This is a genomic window from Acerihabitans arboris (genome assembly GCF_010131535.1).
Classification (GTDB): Bacteria; Pseudomonadota; Gammaproteobacteria; order Enterobacterales; family Enterobacteriaceae; genus Acerihabitans; species Acerihabitans arboris.
Genome location: NZ_WUBS01000010.1, coordinates 17,617 through 37,138 on the forward strand (window position 1 = coordinate 17,617; position 19,522 = coordinate 37,138).

Sequence of the window (19,522 nt, forward strand, 5' to 3'; positions counted from 1 at the left end):
AAACAGGGCAAGGGTTTAGGAAAATAATCCACTCTGGAAATTTTTTATTCCACCGCCCCGTTCCGGGAGGAATTTTCGCTCGTCAAGGGGAATAGGGGAATACTTTTCCGGCCAATGCGCCCAAGGATGCCGCGGATAATGCCGCCGGCATGGGGATGCGTATCCGAAAGCAGATTTTATAATTGATGCCATCTGGGGATAATTAATTTAATTTTGCAGGGGATTTCATGTTAATGATAATGGTTTGAATAAACAGCTATCAGCGCGAATAATATATCGCTTGGCGAGGGGGAATAACACGCCCCCGCCAATGGGATTAAAAAGCCCAGTCTTCGTCTTCGGTGTTGACCGCGCGGCCCATCACGTAGGATGACCCTGAACCGGAGAAAAAGTCGTGGTTTTCATCGGCGTTGGGCGACAGCGCGGAAAGGATTTCCGCGTTAACATTGGTCATCGACGCAGGGAAAAGCGCCTCATAACCCAGGTTCATCAAGGCTTTATTGGCGTTATAGTGCAAAAACGCCGTGACATCCCCGGTCCAGCCGACGCCGTCGTACAGCTGTGCGCTATACACCAGCTCGTTCTCATACAGGTCCTGCAGCAGGTCGTAGGTAAAGGTTTTTATTTGCTCACGCCGTTCAGGCGTCGCCCGCTCCAGCGCGCGCTGGAATTTGTAGCCGATATAATAGCCATGCACCGCTTCATCGCGGATAATTAATCGGATCAGGTCGGCGGTATTGGTTAGTTTTGCCCGGCTGGAATAATACATCGGCAGGTAAAAACCGGAATAAAACAGAAAGGATTCCAGGAATACGCTGGCGACTTTTTTGGTCAGCGGATCGTCATGGCGATAATGCCGCAAAATGATGGCGGCTTTATTTTGCAATGCTTCATTCTGCTCGCTCCAACGGTAAGCCTCATCCACCTCCGGCATAGCGCACAGCGTGGAAAATATCGAACTGTAAGAGCGCGCATGCACCGCTTCCATAAAGCTGATATTAGAGAACACCGCTTCCTCGTGCGGGGTGACCGCATCGGCCATTAAAGCCGGCGCGCCAACGGTATTTTGTACCGTATCGAGCAATGTCAGCCCGGTAAATACCCTGATGGTCAGCTCCTGCTCCTGCTTTGATAATGTCGACCAGGAGGGGATATCATTGGACAGGGGCAATTTTTCCGGCAGCCAAAAATTGGCGGTCAGGCGATTCCAGACCTCAAGATCCTTGTCGTCTTCAATTCGGTTCCAGTTTACCGCCTGGACGGGGGAAACCTTGGACGCGGTGGTCATGGTGATATTCTCCTTTACCTTTACAGCGCACATGAGACGCAGCCGGCGACTTCGGTGCCTTCCAGCGCCAGTTGGCGGATACGGATGTAGTACAGCGTCTTGATGCCCTTTTTCCAGGCGTAGATCTGCGCCTTGTTGATATCCCGGGTGGTGGCGGTATCACGGAAAAACAGCGTCAGCGACAGACCCTGATCGACATGGCGCGTGGCGGCGGCGTAGGTATCGATAATTTTTTCCGGCCCAATTTCATAGGCATCCTGGTAATACTGCAGATTGTCGTTGTCCATGAAGGGCGCAGGATAATAGACCCGGCCGGTTTTCCCCTCTTTACGGATCTCGATGCGCGAGACAATCGGGTGAATGCTGGACGTGGAGTGGTTGATGTAGGAGATGGAGCCGGTCGGCGGCACCGCCTGCAGGTTCTGGTTATAAAGGCCATGCGCCATCACCGATGCGCGCAGCGCCAGCCAGTCGTCGCGGGTGGGCAGGGCGATACCTGCCTTGGCGAACAGCGCGCGTACACGCTCGGTGACGGGTTGCCACAGCTGCTCCACGTACGGCTGGAAGTATTCACCGCTGGCATAACGGGAGTTGGCAAAACCCTCGAAGGTGGCGCCCCGTTCGAGGGCCAGGCGGTTTGACGCCCGCACCGCGTGGTAGGCCACGGCGTAAAAATACATATTGGTGAAATCAACGCCTTCCTCCGAGCCGTAATAAATATGCTCGCGGGCCAGGTAGCCGTGCAGGTTCATCTGCCCCAGGCCGATGGCGTGGGACGCGTCGTTGCCTTTGACAATGGAGGGCACCGAGTTAATCCGGCTCATATCGGATACCGCGGTCAGGGCGCGCACGGCGGTTTCCACCGTATTACCCAGATCCGGCGCGTCCATGGCGCGGGCGATATTCAGCGAGCCCAGGTTGCAGGAGATATCATGGCCCACCTGGCGGTAGCTGAGATCTTCGTGGTATTCGGTGGCGCTGTTGACCTGCAGGATTTCCGAACACAGGTTGCTCATATTGATGCGCCCGGCGATGGGGTTGGCGCGGTTTACCGTATCCTCGAACACCATATAGGGGTAACCCGACTCAAACTGGATCTCGGCCAGCGTCTGGAAAAACTGCCGGGCGTCGATGCTGGTTTTGCGAATGCGCGGGTCGGCCACCATCTCATGGTATTTTTCACTAATGCTCAGCTGGGAGAACGGCTGGCCGTAAATCCGCTCGACGTCGTAAGGCGAGAACAGGTACATCGGCCGGTTGTCGCGCGCCAGTTCAAAGGTGACATCGGGGATGACAACTCCCAGCGACAGGGTCTTGATGCGGATTTTTTCGTCGGCGTTTTCACGTTTGGTATCGAGGAAACGCATGATGTCCGGATGATGGGCATGCAGATAGACCGCGCCGGCGCCCTGGCGCGCGCCAAGCTGGTTGGCGTAGGAGAAGGCGTCCTCCAGCATTTTCATCACCGGGATAACGCCGGACGATTGGTTCTCGATCCGTTTGATCGGCGCGCCGGCCTCGCGCAGGTTGGTCAGCATAAACGCCACGCCGCCGCCGCGTTTGGACAACTGCAGCGCCGCGTTGACCGAGCGGCCGATGGATTCCATATTGTCTTCGATACGCAGCAGGAAGCAGGATACATACTCGCCGCGCTGCTGTTTGCCACAGTTCAGGAACGTCGGCGTCGCCGGCTGGAAGCGTCCCGACAGCATCTCCTCCACCAGCCGCGAGGCCAGCGCGCCGTCGCCGGCGGCAAGCGTCAAGGCCACCATGCATACCCGGTCCTCGAAGCGCTCAAGGTACTGTTTGCCGTCAAAGGATTTCAGGGTATAGCTGGTGTAGTACTTCAGCGCGCCCATAAACGTCTGGAAGCGAAATTGCCGTTCGTCGGCCTGGCGAAACAGGGCCTCCAGGATGTCCTGGGAGTAGGGGGCCAGCACCTCGGCTTCGTAGTAGCCTTCGTCGACCAGATAACGCAGCCTGGCGGCGAGCGAGGGAAACTGCCGGGTATTGGGCAGCACGTGCTGCTCGAAATACCGGTCGACGGCTTGCCGATCCTTGTCGAACTGAATATTGCCGTTCTCGTCATAGAGATTGAGCATGGCGTTCAGGGCGTGATAATCCGCCAGGACCGGGCCGGGTTGGGTGATGTTCAGTTCTGCTGTTGCCAAAATTCGGTTACTCCCATACGTACCTGCGTCACGTCTTCCGCCGTTCCCAATAACTCAAAACGATAAAGGAAAGGCACCTGGCATTTTTTGGCGATGATTTCGGCTGCCAGGCAGAAGGCGGTGCCAAAGTTACGGTTGCCGGCTCCGATAACGCCGCGGATCCAGGAACGGTTAGTTGTATCATTAAGAAAGCGGATAGCCTGGGGCGGCACGGCGCCATGCTCGCTGCCGCCGCCATAGCTCGGGACTATCAGGATATAGGGCCGCTCCACTTTCAGTTTTTGGTTGGTCGCCAGGGGAATGCGCAGCGCGGGCAGCGTCAGCTTGCTGACAAAACGATGCGTATTTTCCGAGCTGCTGGAATAGTATACCAGCAGCGGTTCCGGGGTTAACATGACCGGCTTATGAGGCCATGGCGGCGGCCGCCAGCAGGCTGATCTTGTCAGGCCGGAAGCCGCTCCAGTGCTCGCTGGGAGTCTGCACCACCGGCACCTGCTGGTAGCCGAGGGATTTCACATGGGCCAGCGCCTGTCCGTCGGCCACCAGATCCACTAACCGGTAGCTGATGCCTTTTCTGTCCAGCGCACGGCAGGTGGCGTGACATTGAACGCAATCCGGTTTAGTGTAAATAGTAATAGTCATGATTCGCATTCCCCTTACGCGTTAAAATTATTGGGTATAATGGTCTTGGTGGCAATGGTGCAATCAGCTGTGGTGCCTGAAACTAATACTATATGTAGATGTTATTTTTTTCAACCACACAATATATGGTATTACGCTACAATTTAGTCAACCTGGGGCGGGGCGCAGGATACAAAAAGCCCGCGCTCCTTGCGGGACGCGGGCTTTCACCATTAAATGACTGGTTCACGGATGCGGTAAATAATTCTTGTCGGGAAAATCAGCCGGCGCGATAGCGCCATAGTACGTGACTATCAACCTACCGGCAGCCTCGCCTGTGACCAGCACCCGCGGGCTTTACGCCCTCAGGTGTTAACGGCGCGACAGCAATACGCCGAGCACGATACCGACGGCCGTGGTAATGCCCAGGCTTTGCCACGGTTTATCGACCACATAGTTTTTGGTCTGGATTGCGGTGTCGCGGGCATACTGGCCGATACGGCTGGTGCCGCCGGCGCGGGCGCGCGCGTCTTTCAGTACGTCTTTGGCTTTACTGCGCAGGGCGTCCAGCTGTTCTTTAGAAGTTTTTTCAGACGTACTAAGCAATTCATCCAATGTATCGGCTAACAGAGAAACATCGTCTTTTACATCTCTTTGAAGATCGTCTTTTTCAGCTTTGGTAAACATTTGTTTCTCCCTTTTGGCTAATGATGATTTAACTGTAGACTATTCACGCGATTCCTGCCGCCGCGCTAAGGCGGCGCCCCACCTTACCGGCCAGGCCCGCACAAGCGCGGCGGGCGGCTTGGCGCGGCCCGGCGCGCGGCCTGATACCGGCGAACCGGCCGTTTTTGGATTAATCCGAAAACACGCGCCGCGTCTACTGACCGGCCGCTTAACTGATTACATTAGCTGGGATCACTTCACTGTGACTGAAGAGAGGACAAATAATGTACTTAAGACCCGATGAAGTCGCTCGCGAACTGGAGAATTCCGGCTTCGAAAGAGATTATATCACCCGGCAATGCTACGGTTACCGTAAAGGTCACCACTACGTCTACGTGAATCGGGAGGCTAAACTGGGCCGGACCGCCCTGGTTGTTCATCCTTCGCTGCGCGACAAAAGCAGCCTGTTTGCCGCCCCGACGTCGCCGGTGCGCTCCAGCGACAACTATCAAGTGTTCCCCGCCGATCCGGATGGGAAACCCGAAAGCCATTACGGCATACCCCATGGTTTTTCTTCCCGCGCTTCGTTAACCCACTATTTGCAAAAAATGTTCAATTAACCCCGCCGCCAGCTCCCCCTCGTTTGGTTTATCGCGCCATACCGGTTTTCGGTTATGCCATCAGCCGTCGTTGGGGGCTTTTTTAGTGTTTCATGCCATTTATATTTCTTTAGACGGCATAATTGAATGACCGCCGGAAGTTTGTCGCCCGTATTCAGCATGTAATATGGCGAAAGGGTCTGGTGTGCAACAAGACGCGCACTAATATGATGAAAAATTGCAACATCTGCACTTCCATAGGTCATTTTTACAGCAGCCGCAGGGCGTGTCGGTCGGTCGGCATTCTCGGTCGCGCCACGGGATTTGGTCATTAATCAATTAATTAATTGATTAGTTAATTGATGGCACGCTAGTTGCTACTTCCTCTCATCGGTACGCTATCACGGCTGGCCGTCGCCGCAGGCGCCAACAATGCCTATTGGCTCTTACGCCCATATCATCGGGTTTACCAGATAAAGACGTTTCAGGAGTATTCCAAGCATGAGAATTACATCATCCCTGCTCCACGCTATGTTGTTGTGTGCCGGCCTGACTCTGGGGAGCGCGGTTTGCGCCGAGGACGCGGCGCCGATCGGCAAGGACAATGCCCTGCACGAGCTGTTGCCAGCCAAGATAAAGACCCAGGGCGTCATCAACCTGGTTACCGATGCCCATTACCCGCCGTGCGAAGTGTTTGCCGATGATAATAAAACCATGGTGGGATTTGAACCCGATTTGTGGAACGCCATCGGTAAGGTGCTGGGGGTGGGCGTCAATCCGGTATCCATTGATTTCGCCGGCCTGATCCCGGGGGTAAAAAGCGGCCGCTACGATATGGCGATGGAATGTATTTCCGACAGTCTGGAGCGTGAAAAACAGGTGACGTTCGTGAATTATGCCTATGCCACCAATGAAGTTTATACCCTGGCCAGCAACAAAAGTATCGTCAGCGATCCGTTATCGCTGTGCGGCCTGAAGGTCGGCGTCCAGTCCGGCACCGATTTTGAGCATGCCATCAGCGATATTTTTACCCCCAACTGCGCCAAGAACCATAAACCGGCCATTAAGGTGACGACCCTACCTTCGGCGGATGCCGTGCTCCTGGCGCTGTATGCCGGCCGCATCGATTTTGTGCTTAACGATGCCGCCGCCGCCGCGGAGATCAAAAAAGTCGCTCCCCGCCCGATCCGCACCGTCAGCATGCCGTTGATGCCGAAATACTATCTGGGCATCGTGGTGAAACAGGACAACCAGCCGCTGGCCCAAGCGTTGCTTGGCGCGTTGAAAGTACTCTGGGCTAACGGTGAATACGCCCGCATCATGAAAAAATGGGATTTGGAACCGGTGATGCTGGAACAGCCCGGCATCAACCTGTTCACCACCCGCCCGATGCAATAAGCGCGCAAGGATGACGCGGGCGGATGAACGTGCCGGGGGCGTGCGTGCCCCGGTAGCCGACAGCCTGTTGCAATGCGACGTGCTGGTGGTCGGTTCCGGCAGCGCCGCGTTAAGCGCGGCGCTGGCCGCGGCGGCGGCGGGGCTTAAGGTGCTGATTGTGGAAAAGGCCGCCGTCCTGGGCGGTACCTCGGCCATGTCGGGCGGCGCGGTGTGGGTGCCCGCCAACCATCATGCCCTGGCTCGTGGCGTGGAGGATAGCCCGCGTGAGGCGCTGGCCTATCTGCGCGCCACCGCGCCGGCGGGCTGGCGCGCCACCGAGGACCGGCTTTGGGCGCAGTTTGCGTTTTACGCGCCCGAGATGCTGCGCTTTCTGGAAACCCATACGCCGCTGCGTTTTGCCCTGACGCCGGAGGCGGATCCGCTGATGGACTGCGCCGGCGCCAAGGCGTTCGGCCGCATGTTGACGCCCGATCCGCTGCGCGCCGGGGTGCTGGGCAAGGAACGCCGGCCGATCCGGCGCTCCCCGCTGCCGCAGGTATATACCTATCTGGAAGTGATTGGCGAGGATATCTATCATCATCCGTGCAGGGTGGCGCTTAAGCTTGCCCCCCGCCTGTTGTGGCGCTGCCTTACCCGCACCCGCACCAAAGGCGCGGCGCTGATCACCGGGCTGCTGGCCGGCTGCCTGGCCAAGGGCTGCCGGATTGAAACGTCGGCCAGGGTTATCGATCTGATAACCGACGCGCGGGGCGCGGTAACGGGAGCCTGGTTCAGCCGAAACGGCCGCTTGACCCGCGTCACGGCCGGGCGCGGCGTGGTGCTGGCCAGCGGCGGTTTTGAATGGGACGCGCTCAGGCGCGCCGCGCATTTCCCGGGGCCTTTCGACGCGATTTCCAGCCCGCGCACCAACGAGGGGGACGGGCACCGGATGGCGCAGGCCGCCGGCGCCCGGCTGGCGCATATGGATCAGGCCAATATGAGCGGATCGCTGCCGACCCGCTACGAAGGGCGGCCCTATGGACTGTCGGTGTTTTTTCAGTACGAGCCTAACGCCATCCTGGTTAACCGGGACGGCCTGCGTTTTACCAATGAATTTGCTTTTAACCTCGGCGAAGCGCTGGATGCGCGCGAGGAACCGGGCGGATTACCGCAACATCTTCCCGCCTGGCTGATTGCCGACGCCCGACTGCTGTGGCGGGCGCCGATAGTGCTGGCCTGCGCCCTGCGCAGCCGGGGATGGATGCGGATGGCCCCGACGCTTGGCGCATTGGCGGTTAAGCTCGGTTTACCGCCGGCGGCCCTGGAACAGACGGTCACGCGCTTTAACAGGTTTTGCGCCACGGGCGTCGACGAGGATTTTAACCGGCATCAGGCCCATGGCCACGGGAAGGGCGATCGGCGTTTTCACGGCGGCCTGATGAACATCAAACAGGCGCCGTTTGTCGCCGTGCCGTTTAACCGCAGCTTTACCGCCACCAAAGGCGGCCCGCGCACCGACGAATTCGGCCGGGTGCTGCACCTGGACGGCCATGTGATTCCCGGGCTGTTCTGCGCCGGCGTGGCGATGGCCAATCCCATCGGCACGCGCGGCGTCGGCGCCGGCACCACCCTCGGGCCCAACCTGACCTGGGGCTATATCTGCGGCCGTACCCTGGCGGCGGGCGCTATCCCTTTAGCCGGGGACATGTTTTCACCGGCCGCCGGCGGTATCGCACCGGCCAATGAACCTACGGAGTTGTTATGAACCCTGATACCCGACCGGCGTTAACCGCCCTGGTTACCGGCGGATCCAAAGGCATCGGCCGCGCCGTCTCGCTTATGCTTGCCCGATCTGGCGTCAATATTGCATTACTGCTCAGGCAGGATCGGAATTCGGCGGAGCGGCTGGTGGCGGAGATCCGCCAAACCGGGCGTCGGGCGCGGGCCTATTATGGCGATATCACCGATCGCGGCCAGGTTGGCGCCCGGGTTGCCGCGATCGCCGCCGACTTCGGCGCCATCGATATGCTGGTGAATAACGCCGGCGCCGCCGCGGCGGGTGATTTGCTCAGCCTGGACGATGCCGCCTGGCAACAGGTGGTGAGCGTTAACCTGAACGGATGTTTTGTGGTGGGCACCGAGGTGGCGAAAATCATGCGCGCCGCCGGTGGGGGCAGCATCGTGAATATTGCCGGGGCCTCGGCCGATCGCTGTTATCCCGGCGCCGGGGCCTTCGGCCCGAGCAAGGCGGCGGTGGTCAACCTGACCCGGCAGATGGCCGTCGAATGGGCGGACTACGGTATCCGGGTTAACGGCGTCAGTCCCGGGCCGATACGAGCCGCGGCCGACGATTGGCAACGGCGCGAGCCGCAGCTGGCCGCCGAAGTGGCGCGCCTGCCGCTGCGACGCGCCGGACTGCCGGAGGAGGTGGCCGCGGCGGTGGGTTATCTGCTCTCCCCCGACGCCGCGTACACCACCGGCCAAATGCTGGTAGTGGACGGCGGCGGGCTGTGCACCTGGTATATGACAAGATAAAGAGGGGAGCAACGATGTCGGAACACGATACACCGGCGGTAGCCGCCTATCAGGTGGTAAAGCGGTTTCACGGCCAGGAGATCCTCAAGGGCGTGGATTTGCAGATCAGGCAAGGCGAGGTGGCCTGCCTGATCGGACCTTCCGGGTCCGGCAAATCGACCTTTCTGCGCTGCATTAACCATCTGGAAAAAATCGACGGCGGCGCGCTGTACGTCGGCGGTGAGCTGATGGGCTACCGCCGGGTGGGCGACAAGCTTTACGAACTGAAAGAGGCGGAAATCGCCCGCAAACGCGCCGGTATCGGCATGGTGTTCCAGCGTTTCAACCTGTTCGGCCATATGACCGCGCTGGAAAATGTGATTGAAGCGCCGATGCGGGTGCGTAAAGTGCCGCGCGGCGAGGCGCTGGATCAGGGGAAAATCCTGCTGGAGCGGGTGGGATTGTCGCATCGGCTGAACGCGTACCCGTCACAGCTCTCCGGCGGGCAGCAGCAGCGGGTCGCCATCGCCCGGGCGTTGGCGATGAAACCCACCCTGATGCTGTTCGACGAGCCCACCAGCGCGCTGGACCCGGAGCTGGTCGGCGAAGTGCTGGATGTGATGCGCGGCCTGGCCGAGGAGGGCATGACCATGGTGGTGGTCACCCATGAAATGGCCTTTGCCCGGGAGGTGGGGGACTGTGTGGCGTTTATGGATAATGGGGCGATTATTGAAAAAAGCCCGCCGGCGGAAATGTTTCAGCGGCCGCAGCATCCCCGGACGCGCGCTTTTCTCGCTAAGCACCTGTCACATTGAGTGACTATGATTAATATGCTGTTTTTAATGTATATTTTGTTAATTAAAAAATTAAATATCCGCTGTTTTTTTATTGACAGTATGAGAGTGCAGGTGCATATTATTAATTAACTGATTAATTAATAATAGCGCTGCCGGTGCCGTATCCTGCTTATGTTAAGAAAAGTCAGTGAGCGTGAATGAGAGATAAGATGACAGATAACCAACAATACCAGACCCTGGGACAACGACCGCCCGATACCGGCCAAAACAAGGCGGCGGCCTTTCCCCACGATGCCCTGACCGTGGTGCCGACCCGCTATCCGGGGCGCTGGATTTCAGTGGCCGTCTGCGCCTTACTGCTGATCATGCTGGTTCATTCGATGGTGATGAACGAGAACTTCGCCTGGCCGACCGTGGGGCAGTATCTGTTTTCGCCGACGATACTGGCGGGATTATGGGTCACCCTGTGGCTGACGCTGGTGATTATGCTGCTGGCGATCCTGCTGAGCGTGGCGATCGCCACGCTGCGCCTGTCCGCCAACCCGCTGCTGGCGCACTTCAGCTCGGGGTATATCTGGTTTTTTCGCGGCACCCCGGTGCTGGTGCAGCTGATTTTCTGGTACAACCTGGCGGCGCTGTATCCCGAAGCCTACATCGGGATACCTCATGTATTCACCCTATACCAGGGCAGCATGAATGATTTGATTACCCCCTATACCGCCGCCATCCTGGGGCTGGGGCTAAACGAAGCGGCCTATATGGCGGAGATTATCCGCGCCGGCATGTCCTCGGTGGATAACGGCCAGCAGGAAGCGGCCCGCGCCCTGGGCATGAATAAAGGGCAGTGGCTGCGGCGGGTCATCCTGCCACAGGCGATACCCTTTATTATTCCGCCCACCGGCAACCAGGTGATTGGGATGCTGAAAACCACCTCGCTGGTGAGCGTTATTTCGTTATCGGATTTATTGTATTCGGCGCAGTCCATTTATTCTCGGACGTTTGAAAATATTCCTTTATTGATAGTGGCCTGTATTTGGTACCTGGTTGCCACCACCCTGCTGAGCTGGGTGCAGGGGCGGATTGAAAAATATTTCCGCAAGGGCCAGGGCGCGGCGGCGTGATGATAAATATACATTGTATTGGTCAATATTACCCATCAGGGGACGGTTATGAAATTAGGACTGTTTAATTTAATGTCTTACCAGGACAATCCCCAGGGAATACAAGGGGTGATCAACGACACGCGTACAATGGTCGCGCTTGCCGAGGAGCTTGGGTTTGAAACCGCCTGGTTTGCCGAACATCATTTTACCAATTATTCCATCAGCGTATCGCCGCTGCTGATGGCGGCCCATATGGCGGGTTATAGCCGGCGCATTAAGCTCGGCACCGCCGTGATTGTCCTGCCGCTATACCAGCCGATGCGCCTGGCGCAGGAGATCGCCCTGGTGGACAGGCTCACCGCTGGGCGGCTGGTGCTGGGCATCGGCAGCGGCTACCAGGCCTATGAATTCGATCGCTATAACATCGATGTTGAACAGCGCAATACCGTGCTGCTGAAAAACTGGCAGTTTATCGAGGCGGCGCTGACCGGCGGCAAGGCGTCGTCGTTGTCCTGGCAGGGAGAGCGCGTGGAAACGGATTTCCTGCTGACGCCTTTGCAGCAACCGCTGCCGCCGCTGTTTATCACCACCACCAATCCGGCTTTATTGCAGCGCTTCACGCGCTGGGGGGCGACCGCGTTTATCACCGCGGGCTGGCGCGGCTCGCCGCGCTTGAAGGAGATGGCGCGGGACGCCCGGCGGCAATGGCGCGAGGCCGGCCTGATGGCGTCCACGCCGCTGGCGGTGCAGCAGTATATCCATGTCACCGATAGCAAAAAAGCGGCGCTGGACGCGGCGGAGCGTGCGTTGTTTGTCGCCAGGATGATCAGCGCCCTGCACGGCAAGACGCCGGACACCAAGGGGGCGTTTATCACCGCCCCCAAATTTCCCGATGAACCGGATGTGGCGGTGGTACGGGATAATTTAATCATCGGCGACGCGCATTATGTCGCCGAGCGGATTATCAAGGAAGTGGCGGATATTAATCCCTCCCATTACAACTGCTTTTTCCAATTTGGCGATATGCCGATCCAGGCGGCCAGGCAATCCTTGGAGAAATTCGGTCGGGAGGTTATTCCGTTATTGGAAAAAACGATTGGTAAGGTCACGGTGGATATTCATTAAAGAATATCCCGCATAACGTATTACCCAATATATTTGTTAATCGAGGGGAAAAATCATGCCTGACTATTCACGGCGGATTGACTGCGCAATTGACGACAGCGCCACTATTGTGGAAAAAATTAAACAGCAGCGTTCTGACGATGCCGCTTTATCATCGACGCTGCCGCCGGAAGCCTATAACAGCGATGCTTTCTTTTCCCACGAAATGGAAAAAATATACCGTGGGGACTGGGTCTTTGCCGGCCATATTTCGCAAATACCCAATGTAGGCGATTATTTTACCCTGGATATCGTTAACGAACCGCTGGTGGTGACGCGCGGCCCGGACGGGGTTAGCGTGATGTCCGCCGTGTGCCTGCACCGCTGGGCGCCGATCGTAACGGGCAGCGGCAATGCCAAGGCCCTGGTCTGTCCGTTCCATAACTGGACTTATGATCTGGGCGGCAACCTGATCGGCACGCCCTATATGAACCAGGCGGCGGAGTTTGATCGCAAGCAATGCAAGCTGCCGCGGATAAGACACGAGATTTTCCACGGCCTGATTTTTATTACCTTTTCAGACCAGGTGGAATCGATAGCGCAACGGCTCAAGCCGCTTAACGCCATGTTCGACAAATACCAGGTGGCTGAGCTGGATACCGCCTATACCCTGGATTACGATTGCCCGTTCAACTGGAAAATGGCGGTGGAGACTTTTATGGAGTGTTATCACCACTCCGCCGTCCACCGCACCACCCTGGAAGACAGCTTTCCGGGACGCCTCAGCTATATCGGCGAGGACGGTCCGGGCTGGACCTTATGCCATCAGCCGTTGCGCAAGAACGGCGAGCTGTCCGAGGTGCTGACCGAGGGGCTTATCCCGCTGTCGGGATTCAGCGAGCAGGACATGCGGCAAATCGACCTGATGCTGGTTTACCCCAGTTGCCTGATTGGCCTCAATCCCGACCGGCTGAGCATCAGCCAACTGCTGCCGATCGATAAGCATATGACCGTCTGGCACCGCCTGGTGCTGGTGTCGAAGGACTCCAGCGCCCAGCCGGGATTTGCCGATACCGCCGCCGCCATGAAAGCGTCCAGCCTGTCGATTATCGATGAGGATCTGGCCATCAACGCCGCCCAGCAGCGCGGCAGCTTATCCAGGCTGGCGGCGCCGGGACGCCTGGGGCATCTGGAAACCACGGTCTGGCATCTGGCCAATTATATCCGCACCCGTATCTAGGGCGCGCGCCGGCGTCACGCCGCGCTAATACTAAGGTAACCCGCATGAAAATGGTAAAACTTGGCCGATCCGGGCTGGATGTGTCCGCGCTGTGCCTGGGCTGCATGACCTATGCCCGGCCGGAAAAAAGCGGTTATGCCTGGACGCTGGATGAGCGGCAAAGCCGGCCCTTTATCCAGAAAGCCCTGGAACTGGGCGTGAATTTTTTCGATACCGCCAATGCCTATGCCAAAGGTGACAGCGAAGAAATCCTCGGCCGGGCGCTGCGGGATTTTGCCCGGCGCGAGGATGTGGTGATCACCAGCAAGGTGTTTAACCCGATGCGCCAGGGGCCGAACAGTAAAGGGCTGTCGCGCAAATGCATCATGACCGAAATCGACGCCAGCCTGAAACGCCTGAATACCGATTATATCGACCTCTACCAGATTCACCGCTGGGATTACGACACGCCGCTGGAGGAGACGCTGGAGGCGCTGCACGACCTGGTGAAAATGGGCAAGGTGCGTTACCTGGGCGCGTCCTCCATGTTCGCCTGGCAATTCTGCAAGGCGCTGCACGTGGCGCGTGAAAACGGCTGGACGCCGTTTATCGCCATGCAAAACCACCTCAACCTGCTTTACCGGGAGGAGGAGCGGGAAATGATGGGGCTGTGCCAGGCCGAAGGCGTCGGCGTCACGCCGTGGAGTCCGCTGGCGCGCGGACGGCTGACCCGGCCATGGCAGCGGACGACGGCCACCGATCGCGGCGCCAACGATGCTTACGCCAGCTTCCTGTATACCGCCACCGAACAGGCCGACCGGGCGGTAATCGAGGCGGTCACCGCCGTTGCCGCCGGGCGCGGCGTACCCCAGGCCCAGGTGGCGCTGGCATGGCTGTTCACCAAACCCGCGGTGGCCTCGCCCATTATCGGCGCCACGTCGTTCCAGCACCTTGAGGACGCGGCCGGCGCCACGGAAATCACCCTGACGCCTGACGAGATCGCGTCGCTCGAGGCACCCTACATCCCCCATGCGATCGTCGAGCATACCTGAGCCGATACGCGATATTTACCTGGAGAGCAGAACTTATCATGAAAAGAAGTCAGCAGCAGATAGCGGAAATTGCCCAGCAGTTAAAGCAAAAAGGGGTGGAATATTGCATGGGCGCCTATGTGGATATCCACGGCGTGCCCAAGGGCAAGGTGGTGCCGATTGGCCATTTCAGCCAGATGGCGGCCGGATCGGAGCGCTATACCGGCTATGCGCTGGACGGGCTCGGCCAATTGCCCAATGAGGATGAGCTGACCTCCATACCGGATCTGGACCATATTATCCAGCTGCCCTGGGAGCCGAAAATTGCCTGGATGCCGGCGGACAACGCGTTTAAAGGCGAACCCTACGCGCTCAATACCCGGGTGGCGTTGAAAAATGTGCTGGCGCAGGCCGGGGAGATGGGGTTTGGTTTTAACCTGGGCATCGAATGCGAGATTTATTTGCTCAAGCGCGATGAGGACGGCGGCCTGTCGGTGCCGGAAAAAGATAATAAATTAAACAAGCCCTGCTACGATCTGCGCGGATTTGTCGACCAGTTCGCCTGGCTGGATAAGGTCTCCGGCACCATTAACGATTTGGGCTGGGATCTCTACTCCCTGGATCATGAAGACGGCAATTCCCAGTATGAATTTGATTTTAACTATGCCGATGCGCTGACCAGCTGCGACCGGTTTATCTTTTTCCGCTTTATGGCCAAACATTATGCCAAGGAGCTGGGCCTGGTGGCCACCATGATGCCGAAACCCTTTGCCAATAAAACCGGCACCGGCGCGCATTTTAATATGTCGCTCTACGATATCAACAACGGCGACAATATTTTTGCCAGCAAAGATGACCCGCGCGGGCTGGGCCTGTCCGATACCGGCTACTATTTTATCGGTGGACTGCTCAAGCACGGCCGGGCGCTGTGCGCGGCCTTTGCCCCGACGGTCAACAGCTATAAACGGCTGGTGCGCCAGGGGGCGATGAACTATTTCTCCTGGGCGCCGGTGTTTAATTCCTACGGTTCCAATAACCGCACCAACTCGGTCCGGGTGCCCGCCGGCGGCGGCCGCTGCGAATCGCGCAACGCGGACGGCGCGGTCAATCCTTATCTGGCGGCCACCCTGGCGCTGGCGGCGGGCCTGGAAGGGATCCGTGAAAAAATCGACCCGCGCGAGCCTAACGAGGACAACCTGTATTCCATCAGTGAGCAGGAGCGCCGGTCGCGGGGCATCGATTTCCTGCCGCAGAACCTGCTGGAGGCGGTGGAGGCGTTTGCCGCCGATCCTTTTATCGAAGCCACCCTCGGCACCGCGCTGCGCGATGAATTCGTAAAATATAAAACCCAGGAATGGAACAGTTACCATCTCCATGTCAGCCAGTGGGAAATCGATCAATACAGCACGATATTCTGAGGCGGGGCGTGAATGCCCGTTTCGGGATACCGTTAAACCACGCGACGGCGGGCGTTCCGCCGTCGCGATGCCGGCAGGACGGCGATTTATGGACGCATCACAGCACTTTTTTAACGTCAGGGTGGTGAATAAAATCCATCGGGGCACCGGGGTGGTTTTTCTCACCCTGGCCCGTCCCGACGGCTCCGCGCTGCCGTCGTTTAGCGCCGGGGCGCATATCCAGCTGCGCTTGCCCGACGGGCTTATCCGGCAGTACTCGTTATGCGGCGATGCCGCGCGGCAGGATAGTTACCGGCTGGCGATTTTGGCGACCCATCGCTCCCGGGGCGGCGGCGGCTATATCCGCGACGGGCTGCGGGCGGGGGACCTGCTGGAGATATCCGCGCCGCGCAATGACTTCCCGCTGGCGGATCGGCCCGGCGCGTCGCTGCTGCTGGCGGGCGGCATCGGCATCACGCCCCTGCTGTCGATGGCGCTGGCGCTTAAGGCGCGGGGACGGGAGTTCCAACTGCATTATTTCGGCAGGGCCGACACCTTAAGCGCGTTTGCGCAGCAGCCGGAATATCGGGCGCTTGCGGAAAATATTACCGCTCATTGCCGGGTGGTGGGCAGTGGCGCGCCGCCGGCGGGCGAGGCGGTGTCCGCGCCGGATGATATCGCAGTGGCCGCCGCCGGCATGCCGGCCCAGGGTCTTTCCCCGGCCGGTGGGGCATCGCCAGCCGCCTGCGGCGAGGATGGGCAGGCTGCCTTGCTAGCCCGGTTACTGGCCGACTGGCAACGGCGGCACGGCGGTTTCAGCCTGTATTACTGCGGTTCGCTGGCGTTTATGCAAAGCGTGCGCGATCGTTGCGAGGCGGCGGGAATGCCGGCGGAGGACTGCCATTATGAGTGCTTTACCCCGCCGGAGGTGCGTGACGAGTCGGTGTTTGACGTCGAGATTTTCAGTACCGGCGACATTATCCCGATTCCCGCCAATCTGAGCATCGCCGACGCGCTTAACCAGGCCGGGGTCGAGGTGGAAATATCCTGCGGCCTGGGCATCTGCGGCACCTGCCTGGCCGGGGTGAAGGCCGGCATACCGGATCACCGGGACGAGTACCTGAGCCCGGCGGAGAAGGACGCCAACACGAAAATCCTGCTCTGCTGTTCGCGCGCGCGGTCGGCACGATTAGTGATTGATCTATAAATTTACCTGAGGAGTCAAGCTATGTCCGTTGCACCTTTTCATCTGGCAATACCCGTTTACGACCTGAGCGCCGCGCGCCATTTTTATGGTGCTATCTTTGGCCTGGAAGAGGGCCGCAGCAGCGAACAGTGGGTGGATTTCAACTTTTTCGGCCACCAGTTGGTGATCCACGAGCATCCTAAAACCCCAAGCCAGCAGCGCGCGCACACCAATCCGGTGGACGGCCACGATGTGCCGGTGCCGCATTTTGGCGTGGTGCTGTCCTGGGACGACTGGGAGGCGCTGGCGGCCAGGCTGACTGCCCAAGGCACGGCCTTTGTGATCGAACCCTATATCCGGTTCAAGGGGCAAATCGGCGAGCAGGCGACGATGTTCTTGCTCGACCCCTGCCAGAACGCCCTGGAGTTCAAGGCGTTCAAGGATATCGGCCAGCTGTTCGCCCACTGATGTCCGCCATGGCAATCCCCCGGGCGGCTGTTAGCCCGCGATGTCAGCGCGCGGCTTAACGATGGCGGGCAGGCTGGTGCCGGCTTATGGCCGGCGCGACGGCGTTCTTTACTAACCGGGTTGTCCCCGCGCCGCCGGGCTTATTTGGCCTTGACGTCCAGATGCTCGAAGACAAATTCCCGCATGCAGTTAATGGCATGCTTATATTTGAATTTGGGGAACATGACGGTGCGAAATAATACGCCGTCGAGAAAGGTGGAGATAAACATCGCCATATCCACCGGATTGACCTCGCGGAATACGCCGGCGCTGATGCCGTCCTTGAGGGTGTTTTTCAGGACCACGGATTCTTTTTCGTAGAATTTCTTGATGGCTTTGTCGATATCGGGCGTGCGTCCATTGGTGCCGGCGTAATCAAGGCTGATCTTGGCCAATTTCTGCAGCAGGTAAAACTGCAATATATGGATTTGGATCCACAAAAACAGCACGTCCCTGGGATTGGCCGCGTTCATTTTGATGGAATCAAATTGCTCGAAGGCTTTTTCCACCGTGGATTCGATGACTTTAAGAAATAAATTTTCCTTGGAGCCAAAATAATAATATATCAGCGCGGAGTTGAGTCCGGTCGCCTCGGCGATATCCTTGATCCTGACCGAGGAGTAATTCTGTTTGGCGAACAGTTCCAGCGCTGAATCCTGCAGGGTATTGGCCACGTCGCTTTGCAGGTTTTTACCGCTTTTAACCGTGATCTTTTCTTTTACGTCATTGGTTTTCATACAGTGCGTCCGGGCAACCCTGGCCTAAGAATCAGGTTATTTCAGCATGGGGATAATCTGGTTTATACAGTAAATACTATCACAGGCGGGAAATCAGCAACAAGTTAACTAGCTGATTAATTAACATCTATAATATCGGCCACGTAGCCGGGGGAAGCCATGCCAGATTACCACTCCTATGACCTGGGCTCGTTCGCGCTGGAATCCGGCGAGACGCTCCATGACGCCATGCTCACCTATGAAACCCACGGCCGGCTTAACCAGCAGCGGGATAACGCCGTGCTGCTGCCGTCATGGTATACCGGCACCCATCGATCCTATCGGCCGGCGATCGGCACGGGCCGCGCGCTGGATCCGGCGCGCCACTTTATTATTGCCGTGAATATGTTCGGCAACGGCGTCTCCACCTCGCCCAGTAATTCGCGCCGCCAGGCCGGGCCGCGGTTTCCGGCGGTAACGGTGGGGGACAATGTTCGGGCGCAGCACCGGTTGGTGACGGATCATCTTGGCATCGGACGCCTGGCGCTGGTGTGCGGCTGGTCGATGGGGGCGATGCAGGCCTGGCAATGGGCGGCGGCCTATCCGGCGGCGGTGCGGACGCTATTGCCGATTTGCGGCAGCGCCCGCTGCTGGCCGCTGAACGATGTGTTCCTGGAAGGGGTCAAGGCGGCGCTGCGGGCGGATCCGGCGTTCAATAATGGTCATTATACCGAGCCGCCGCTGGCCGGATTGGCCGCGTTCGGCCGGGTGTATGCCGGCTGGGCCTATTCCGCCGCATTCTATCGCGACGAGCTGTACCAGGGGCTTCATTTCCCTACGCGCGAGGATCTGCTGCGGGACTGGGAGCGCGATCATCAGCGGTGGGATGCCAACGATCTGTTATGCATGCTGCGCGCCTGGCAGCAGGCCGACGCCGGGCTGGCGCCGGGATATGGCGGCAGCCTGGAAGCGGCGCTGGCGGCCATTACCGCCGAAACCATCGTCATGCCCTGCAATACCGACCAGTATTTTACCCAGGAGGAAGCGTTCAAGGAATTTTTAGGGCTGAAACGGGCCCAGTGGCGGCCGATCTTGTCTCCCTACGGCCACTGCGCCGGCGCGCCGGGCCGTTTCGCCGCGGAAACCGCCTTTATCGAACAGGCGATACGCGAACTGCTGGCCGGTGAAAAGTAAGGCGCGCATTAGGGCGGCGCGGCGCGCAAAGA

19 protein-coding genes are annotated in these 19,522 nt (G+C 58.6%); 13 read left to right on the forward strand and 6 right to left on the reverse strand.

Annotation, left to right across the window (positions count from 1 at the left end):
- Positions 1-316 precede the first annotated feature (316 nt).
- The 5 genes from nrdF to GRH90_RS14525 form a co-directional block, all read right to left on the reverse strand.
- Positions 317-1,288, reverse strand: a complete 972-nt coding sequence (gene nrdF / locus GRH90_RS14505; protein ID WP_162366677.1) for a class 1b ribonucleoside-diphosphate reductase subunit beta — start codon at positions 1,286-1,288, stop codon at positions 317-319.
- 20 nt (positions 1,289-1,308) lie between these two features.
- Positions 1,309-3,459 carry a class 1b ribonucleoside-diphosphate reductase subunit alpha gene (gene nrdE, locus GRH90_RS14510; RefSeq protein ID WP_162366678.1) on the reverse strand — a complete coding sequence of 717 codons (2,151 nt, stop codon included), beginning with the start codon at positions 3,457-3,459 and terminating at the stop codon, positions 1,309-1,311.
- Positions 3,441-3,854 (reverse strand): class Ib ribonucleoside-diphosphate reductase assembly flavoprotein NrdI, encoded by a 414-nt coding sequence (gene nrdI, locus GRH90_RS14515; RefSeq protein ID WP_162366679.1) that lies wholly within the window; start codon positions 3,852-3,854, stop codon positions 3,441-3,443. Before nrdI ends, nrdE begins: the two co-directional genes overlap by 19 nt.
- A gap of 7 nt (positions 3,855-3,861) precedes the next feature.
- Positions 3,862-4,101, reverse strand: a complete 240-nt coding sequence (gene nrdH / locus GRH90_RS14520) for a glutaredoxin-like protein NrdH (protein ID WP_162366680.1) — start codon at positions 4,099-4,101, stop codon at positions 3,862-3,864.
- A 351-nt stretch (positions 4,102-4,452) separates the two neighbouring features.
- The gene (locus GRH90_RS14525; RefSeq protein ID WP_162366681.1) at positions 4,453-4,767 is read right to left on the reverse strand and encodes an ElaB/YgaM/YqjD family protein; all 315 of its coding nucleotides are present in this window, start codon (positions 4,765-4,767) and stop codon (positions 4,453-4,455) included.
- A 263-nt stretch (positions 4,768-5,030) separates the two neighbouring features.
- On the opposite strand from GRH90_RS14525, the gene GRH90_RS14530 reads away from it, so the two are divergent.
- The 12 genes from GRH90_RS14530 (at position 5,031) to GRH90_RS14585 (ending at position 17,541) form a co-directional block, all read left to right on the forward strand.
- Complete coding sequence (locus tag GRH90_RS14530) at positions 5,031-5,366, forward strand: DUF2002 family protein (RefSeq protein ID WP_162366682.1); 336 nt, start codon at positions 5,031-5,033, stop codon at positions 5,364-5,366.
- A 480-nt stretch (positions 5,367-5,846) separates the two neighbouring features.
- Positions 5,847-6,743 carry an ABC transporter substrate-binding protein gene (locus tag GRH90_RS14535; protein WP_162366683.1) on the forward strand — a complete coding sequence of 299 codons (897 nt, stop codon included), beginning with the start codon at positions 5,847-5,849 and terminating at the stop codon, positions 6,741-6,743.
- Between the two features lie 40 nt (positions 6,744-6,783).
- Complete coding sequence (locus tag GRH90_RS14540; protein ID WP_312857192.1) at positions 6,784-8,487, forward strand: FAD-dependent oxidoreductase; 1,704 nt, start codon at positions 6,784-6,786, stop codon at positions 8,485-8,487.
- Positions 8,484-9,257 (forward strand): SDR family NAD(P)-dependent oxidoreductase, encoded by a 774-nt coding sequence (locus tag GRH90_RS14545; protein WP_162366685.1) that lies wholly within the window; start codon positions 8,484-8,486, stop codon positions 9,255-9,257. The genes GRH90_RS14540 and GRH90_RS14545 overlap by 4 nt, the downstream gene beginning before the upstream one ends.
- A gap of 14 nt (positions 9,258-9,271) precedes the next feature.
- Entirely contained in the window at positions 9,272-10,051 is a 780-nt protein-coding gene (locus GRH90_RS14550; protein ID WP_162366686.1) for an amino acid ABC transporter ATP-binding protein, read from the forward strand.
- A 191-nt stretch (positions 10,052-10,242) separates the two neighbouring features.
- On the forward strand, positions 10,243-11,154 hold the full coding sequence (locus tag GRH90_RS14555) for an amino acid ABC transporter permease (protein WP_162366687.1): 912 nt from the start codon (positions 10,243-10,245) through the stop codon (positions 11,152-11,154).
- 48 nt (positions 11,155-11,202) lie between these two features.
- On the forward strand, positions 11,203-12,261 hold the full coding sequence (locus GRH90_RS14560) for an LLM class flavin-dependent oxidoreductase (protein WP_162366688.1): 1,059 nt from the start codon (positions 11,203-11,205) through the stop codon (positions 12,259-12,261).
- Positions 12,262-12,316: 55 nt separating this feature from the next.
- Positions 12,317-13,480, forward strand: a complete 1,164-nt coding sequence (locus tag GRH90_RS14565; protein WP_162366689.1) for an aromatic ring-hydroxylating oxygenase subunit alpha — start codon at positions 12,317-12,319, stop codon at positions 13,478-13,480.
- A 44-nt stretch (positions 13,481-13,524) separates the two neighbouring features.
- On the forward strand, positions 13,525-14,511 hold the full coding sequence (locus GRH90_RS14570; RefSeq protein ID WP_162366690.1) for an aldo/keto reductase: 987 nt from the start codon (positions 13,525-13,527) through the stop codon (positions 14,509-14,511).
- A gap of 38 nt (positions 14,512-14,549) precedes the next feature.
- Positions 14,550-15,908, forward strand: coding sequence for a type III glutamate--ammonia ligase (glnT, locus tag GRH90_RS14575; RefSeq protein ID WP_162366691.1), 1,359 nt, complete (start codon positions 14,550-14,552; stop codon positions 15,906-15,908).
- Between the two features lie 88 nt (positions 15,909-15,996).
- Complete coding sequence (locus GRH90_RS14580) at positions 15,997-17,094, forward strand: PDR/VanB family oxidoreductase (RefSeq protein ID WP_162366692.1); 1,098 nt, start codon at positions 15,997-15,999, stop codon at positions 17,092-17,094.
- 21 nt (positions 17,095-17,115) lie between these two features.
- A complete protein-coding gene (locus tag GRH90_RS14585; RefSeq protein ID WP_162366693.1) occupies positions 17,116-17,541 on the forward strand; it encodes a VOC family protein in 426 nt (141 codons plus the stop codon).
- 140 nt (positions 17,542-17,681) lie between these two features.
- Here the strand turns inward: GRH90_RS14585 and GRH90_RS14590 are convergent, their stop codons facing one another.
- Complete coding sequence (locus tag GRH90_RS14590; protein WP_162366694.1) at positions 17,682-18,317, reverse strand: TetR/AcrR family transcriptional regulator; 636 nt, start codon at positions 18,315-18,317, stop codon at positions 17,682-17,684.
- A gap of 159 nt (positions 18,318-18,476) precedes the next feature.
- Here GRH90_RS14590 and GRH90_RS14595 point away from each other — a divergent pair, with 159 nt between their 5' ends.
- Positions 18,477-19,490, forward strand: coding sequence for an alpha/beta fold hydrolase (locus GRH90_RS14595; protein ID WP_162366695.1), 1,014 nt, complete (start codon positions 18,477-18,479; stop codon positions 19,488-19,490).
- The last annotated feature ends 32 nt before the right edge of the window (positions 19,491-19,522 follow it).

Excerpts from the sequence above, each read along its gene's own strand:
- GRH90_RS14535 (WP_162366683.1), top strand. The coding sequence starts at position 5,847 with ATGAGAATTACATCATCCCTGCTCCACGCTATGTTGTTGTGTGCCGGC.
- GRH90_RS14570 (WP_162366690.1), top strand. The coding sequence starts at position 13,525 with ATGAAAATGGTAAAACTTGGCCGATCCGGGCTGGATGTGTCCGCGCTG.
- GRH90_RS14560 (WP_162366688.1), top strand. The coding sequence starts at position 11,203 with ATGAAATTAGGACTGTTTAATTTAATGTCTTACCAGGACAATCCCCAG.
- GRH90_RS14585 (WP_162366693.1), top strand. The coding sequence starts at position 17,116 with ATGTCCGTTGCACCTTTTCATCTGGCAATACCCGTTTACGACCTGAGC.
- nrdH (WP_162366680.1), bottom strand. The coding sequence starts at position 4,101 with ATGACTATTACTATTTACACTAAACCGGATTGCGTTCAATGTCACGCC.
- GRH90_RS14580 (WP_162366692.1), top strand. The coding sequence starts at position 15,997 with ATGGACGCATCACAGCACTTTTTTAACGTCAGGGTGGTGAATAAAATC.
- glnT (WP_162366691.1), top strand. The coding sequence starts at position 14,550 with ATGAAAAGAAGTCAGCAGCAGATAGCGGAAATTGCCCAGCAGTTAAAG.
- GRH90_RS14595 (WP_162366695.1), top strand. The coding sequence starts at position 18,477 with ATGCCAGATTACCACTCCTATGACCTGGGCTCGTTCGCGCTGGAATCC.
- GRH90_RS14565 (WP_162366689.1), top strand. The coding sequence starts at position 12,317 with ATGCCTGACTATTCACGGCGGATTGACTGCGCAATTGACGACAGCGCC.
- GRH90_RS14550 (WP_162366686.1), top strand. The coding sequence starts at position 9,272 with ATGTCGGAACACGATACACCGGCGGTAGCCGCCTATCAGGTGGTAAAG.
- GRH90_RS14590 (WP_162366694.1), bottom strand. The coding sequence starts at position 18,317 with ATGAAAACCAATGACGTAAAAGAAAAGATCACGGTTAAAAGCGGTAAA.
- nrdF (WP_162366677.1), bottom strand. The coding sequence starts at position 1,288 with ATGACCACCGCGTCCAAGGTTTCCCCCGTCCAGGCGGTAAACTGGAAC.
- GRH90_RS14530 (WP_162366682.1), top strand. The coding sequence starts at position 5,031 with ATGTACTTAAGACCCGATGAAGTCGCTCGCGAACTGGAGAATTCCGGC.
- nrdI (WP_162366679.1), bottom strand. The coding sequence starts at position 3,854 with ATGTTAACCCCGGAACCGCTGCTGGTATACTATTCCAGCAGCTCGGAA.
- GRH90_RS14525 (WP_162366681.1), bottom strand. The coding sequence starts at position 4,767 with ATGTTTACCAAAGCTGAAAAAGACGATCTTCAAAGAGATGTAAAAGAC.
- GRH90_RS14545 (WP_162366685.1), top strand. The coding sequence starts at position 8,484 with ATGAACCCTGATACCCGACCGGCGTTAACCGCCCTGGTTACCGGCGGA.
- GRH90_RS14555 (WP_162366687.1), top strand. The coding sequence starts at position 10,243 with ATGACAGATAACCAACAATACCAGACCCTGGGACAACGACCGCCCGAT.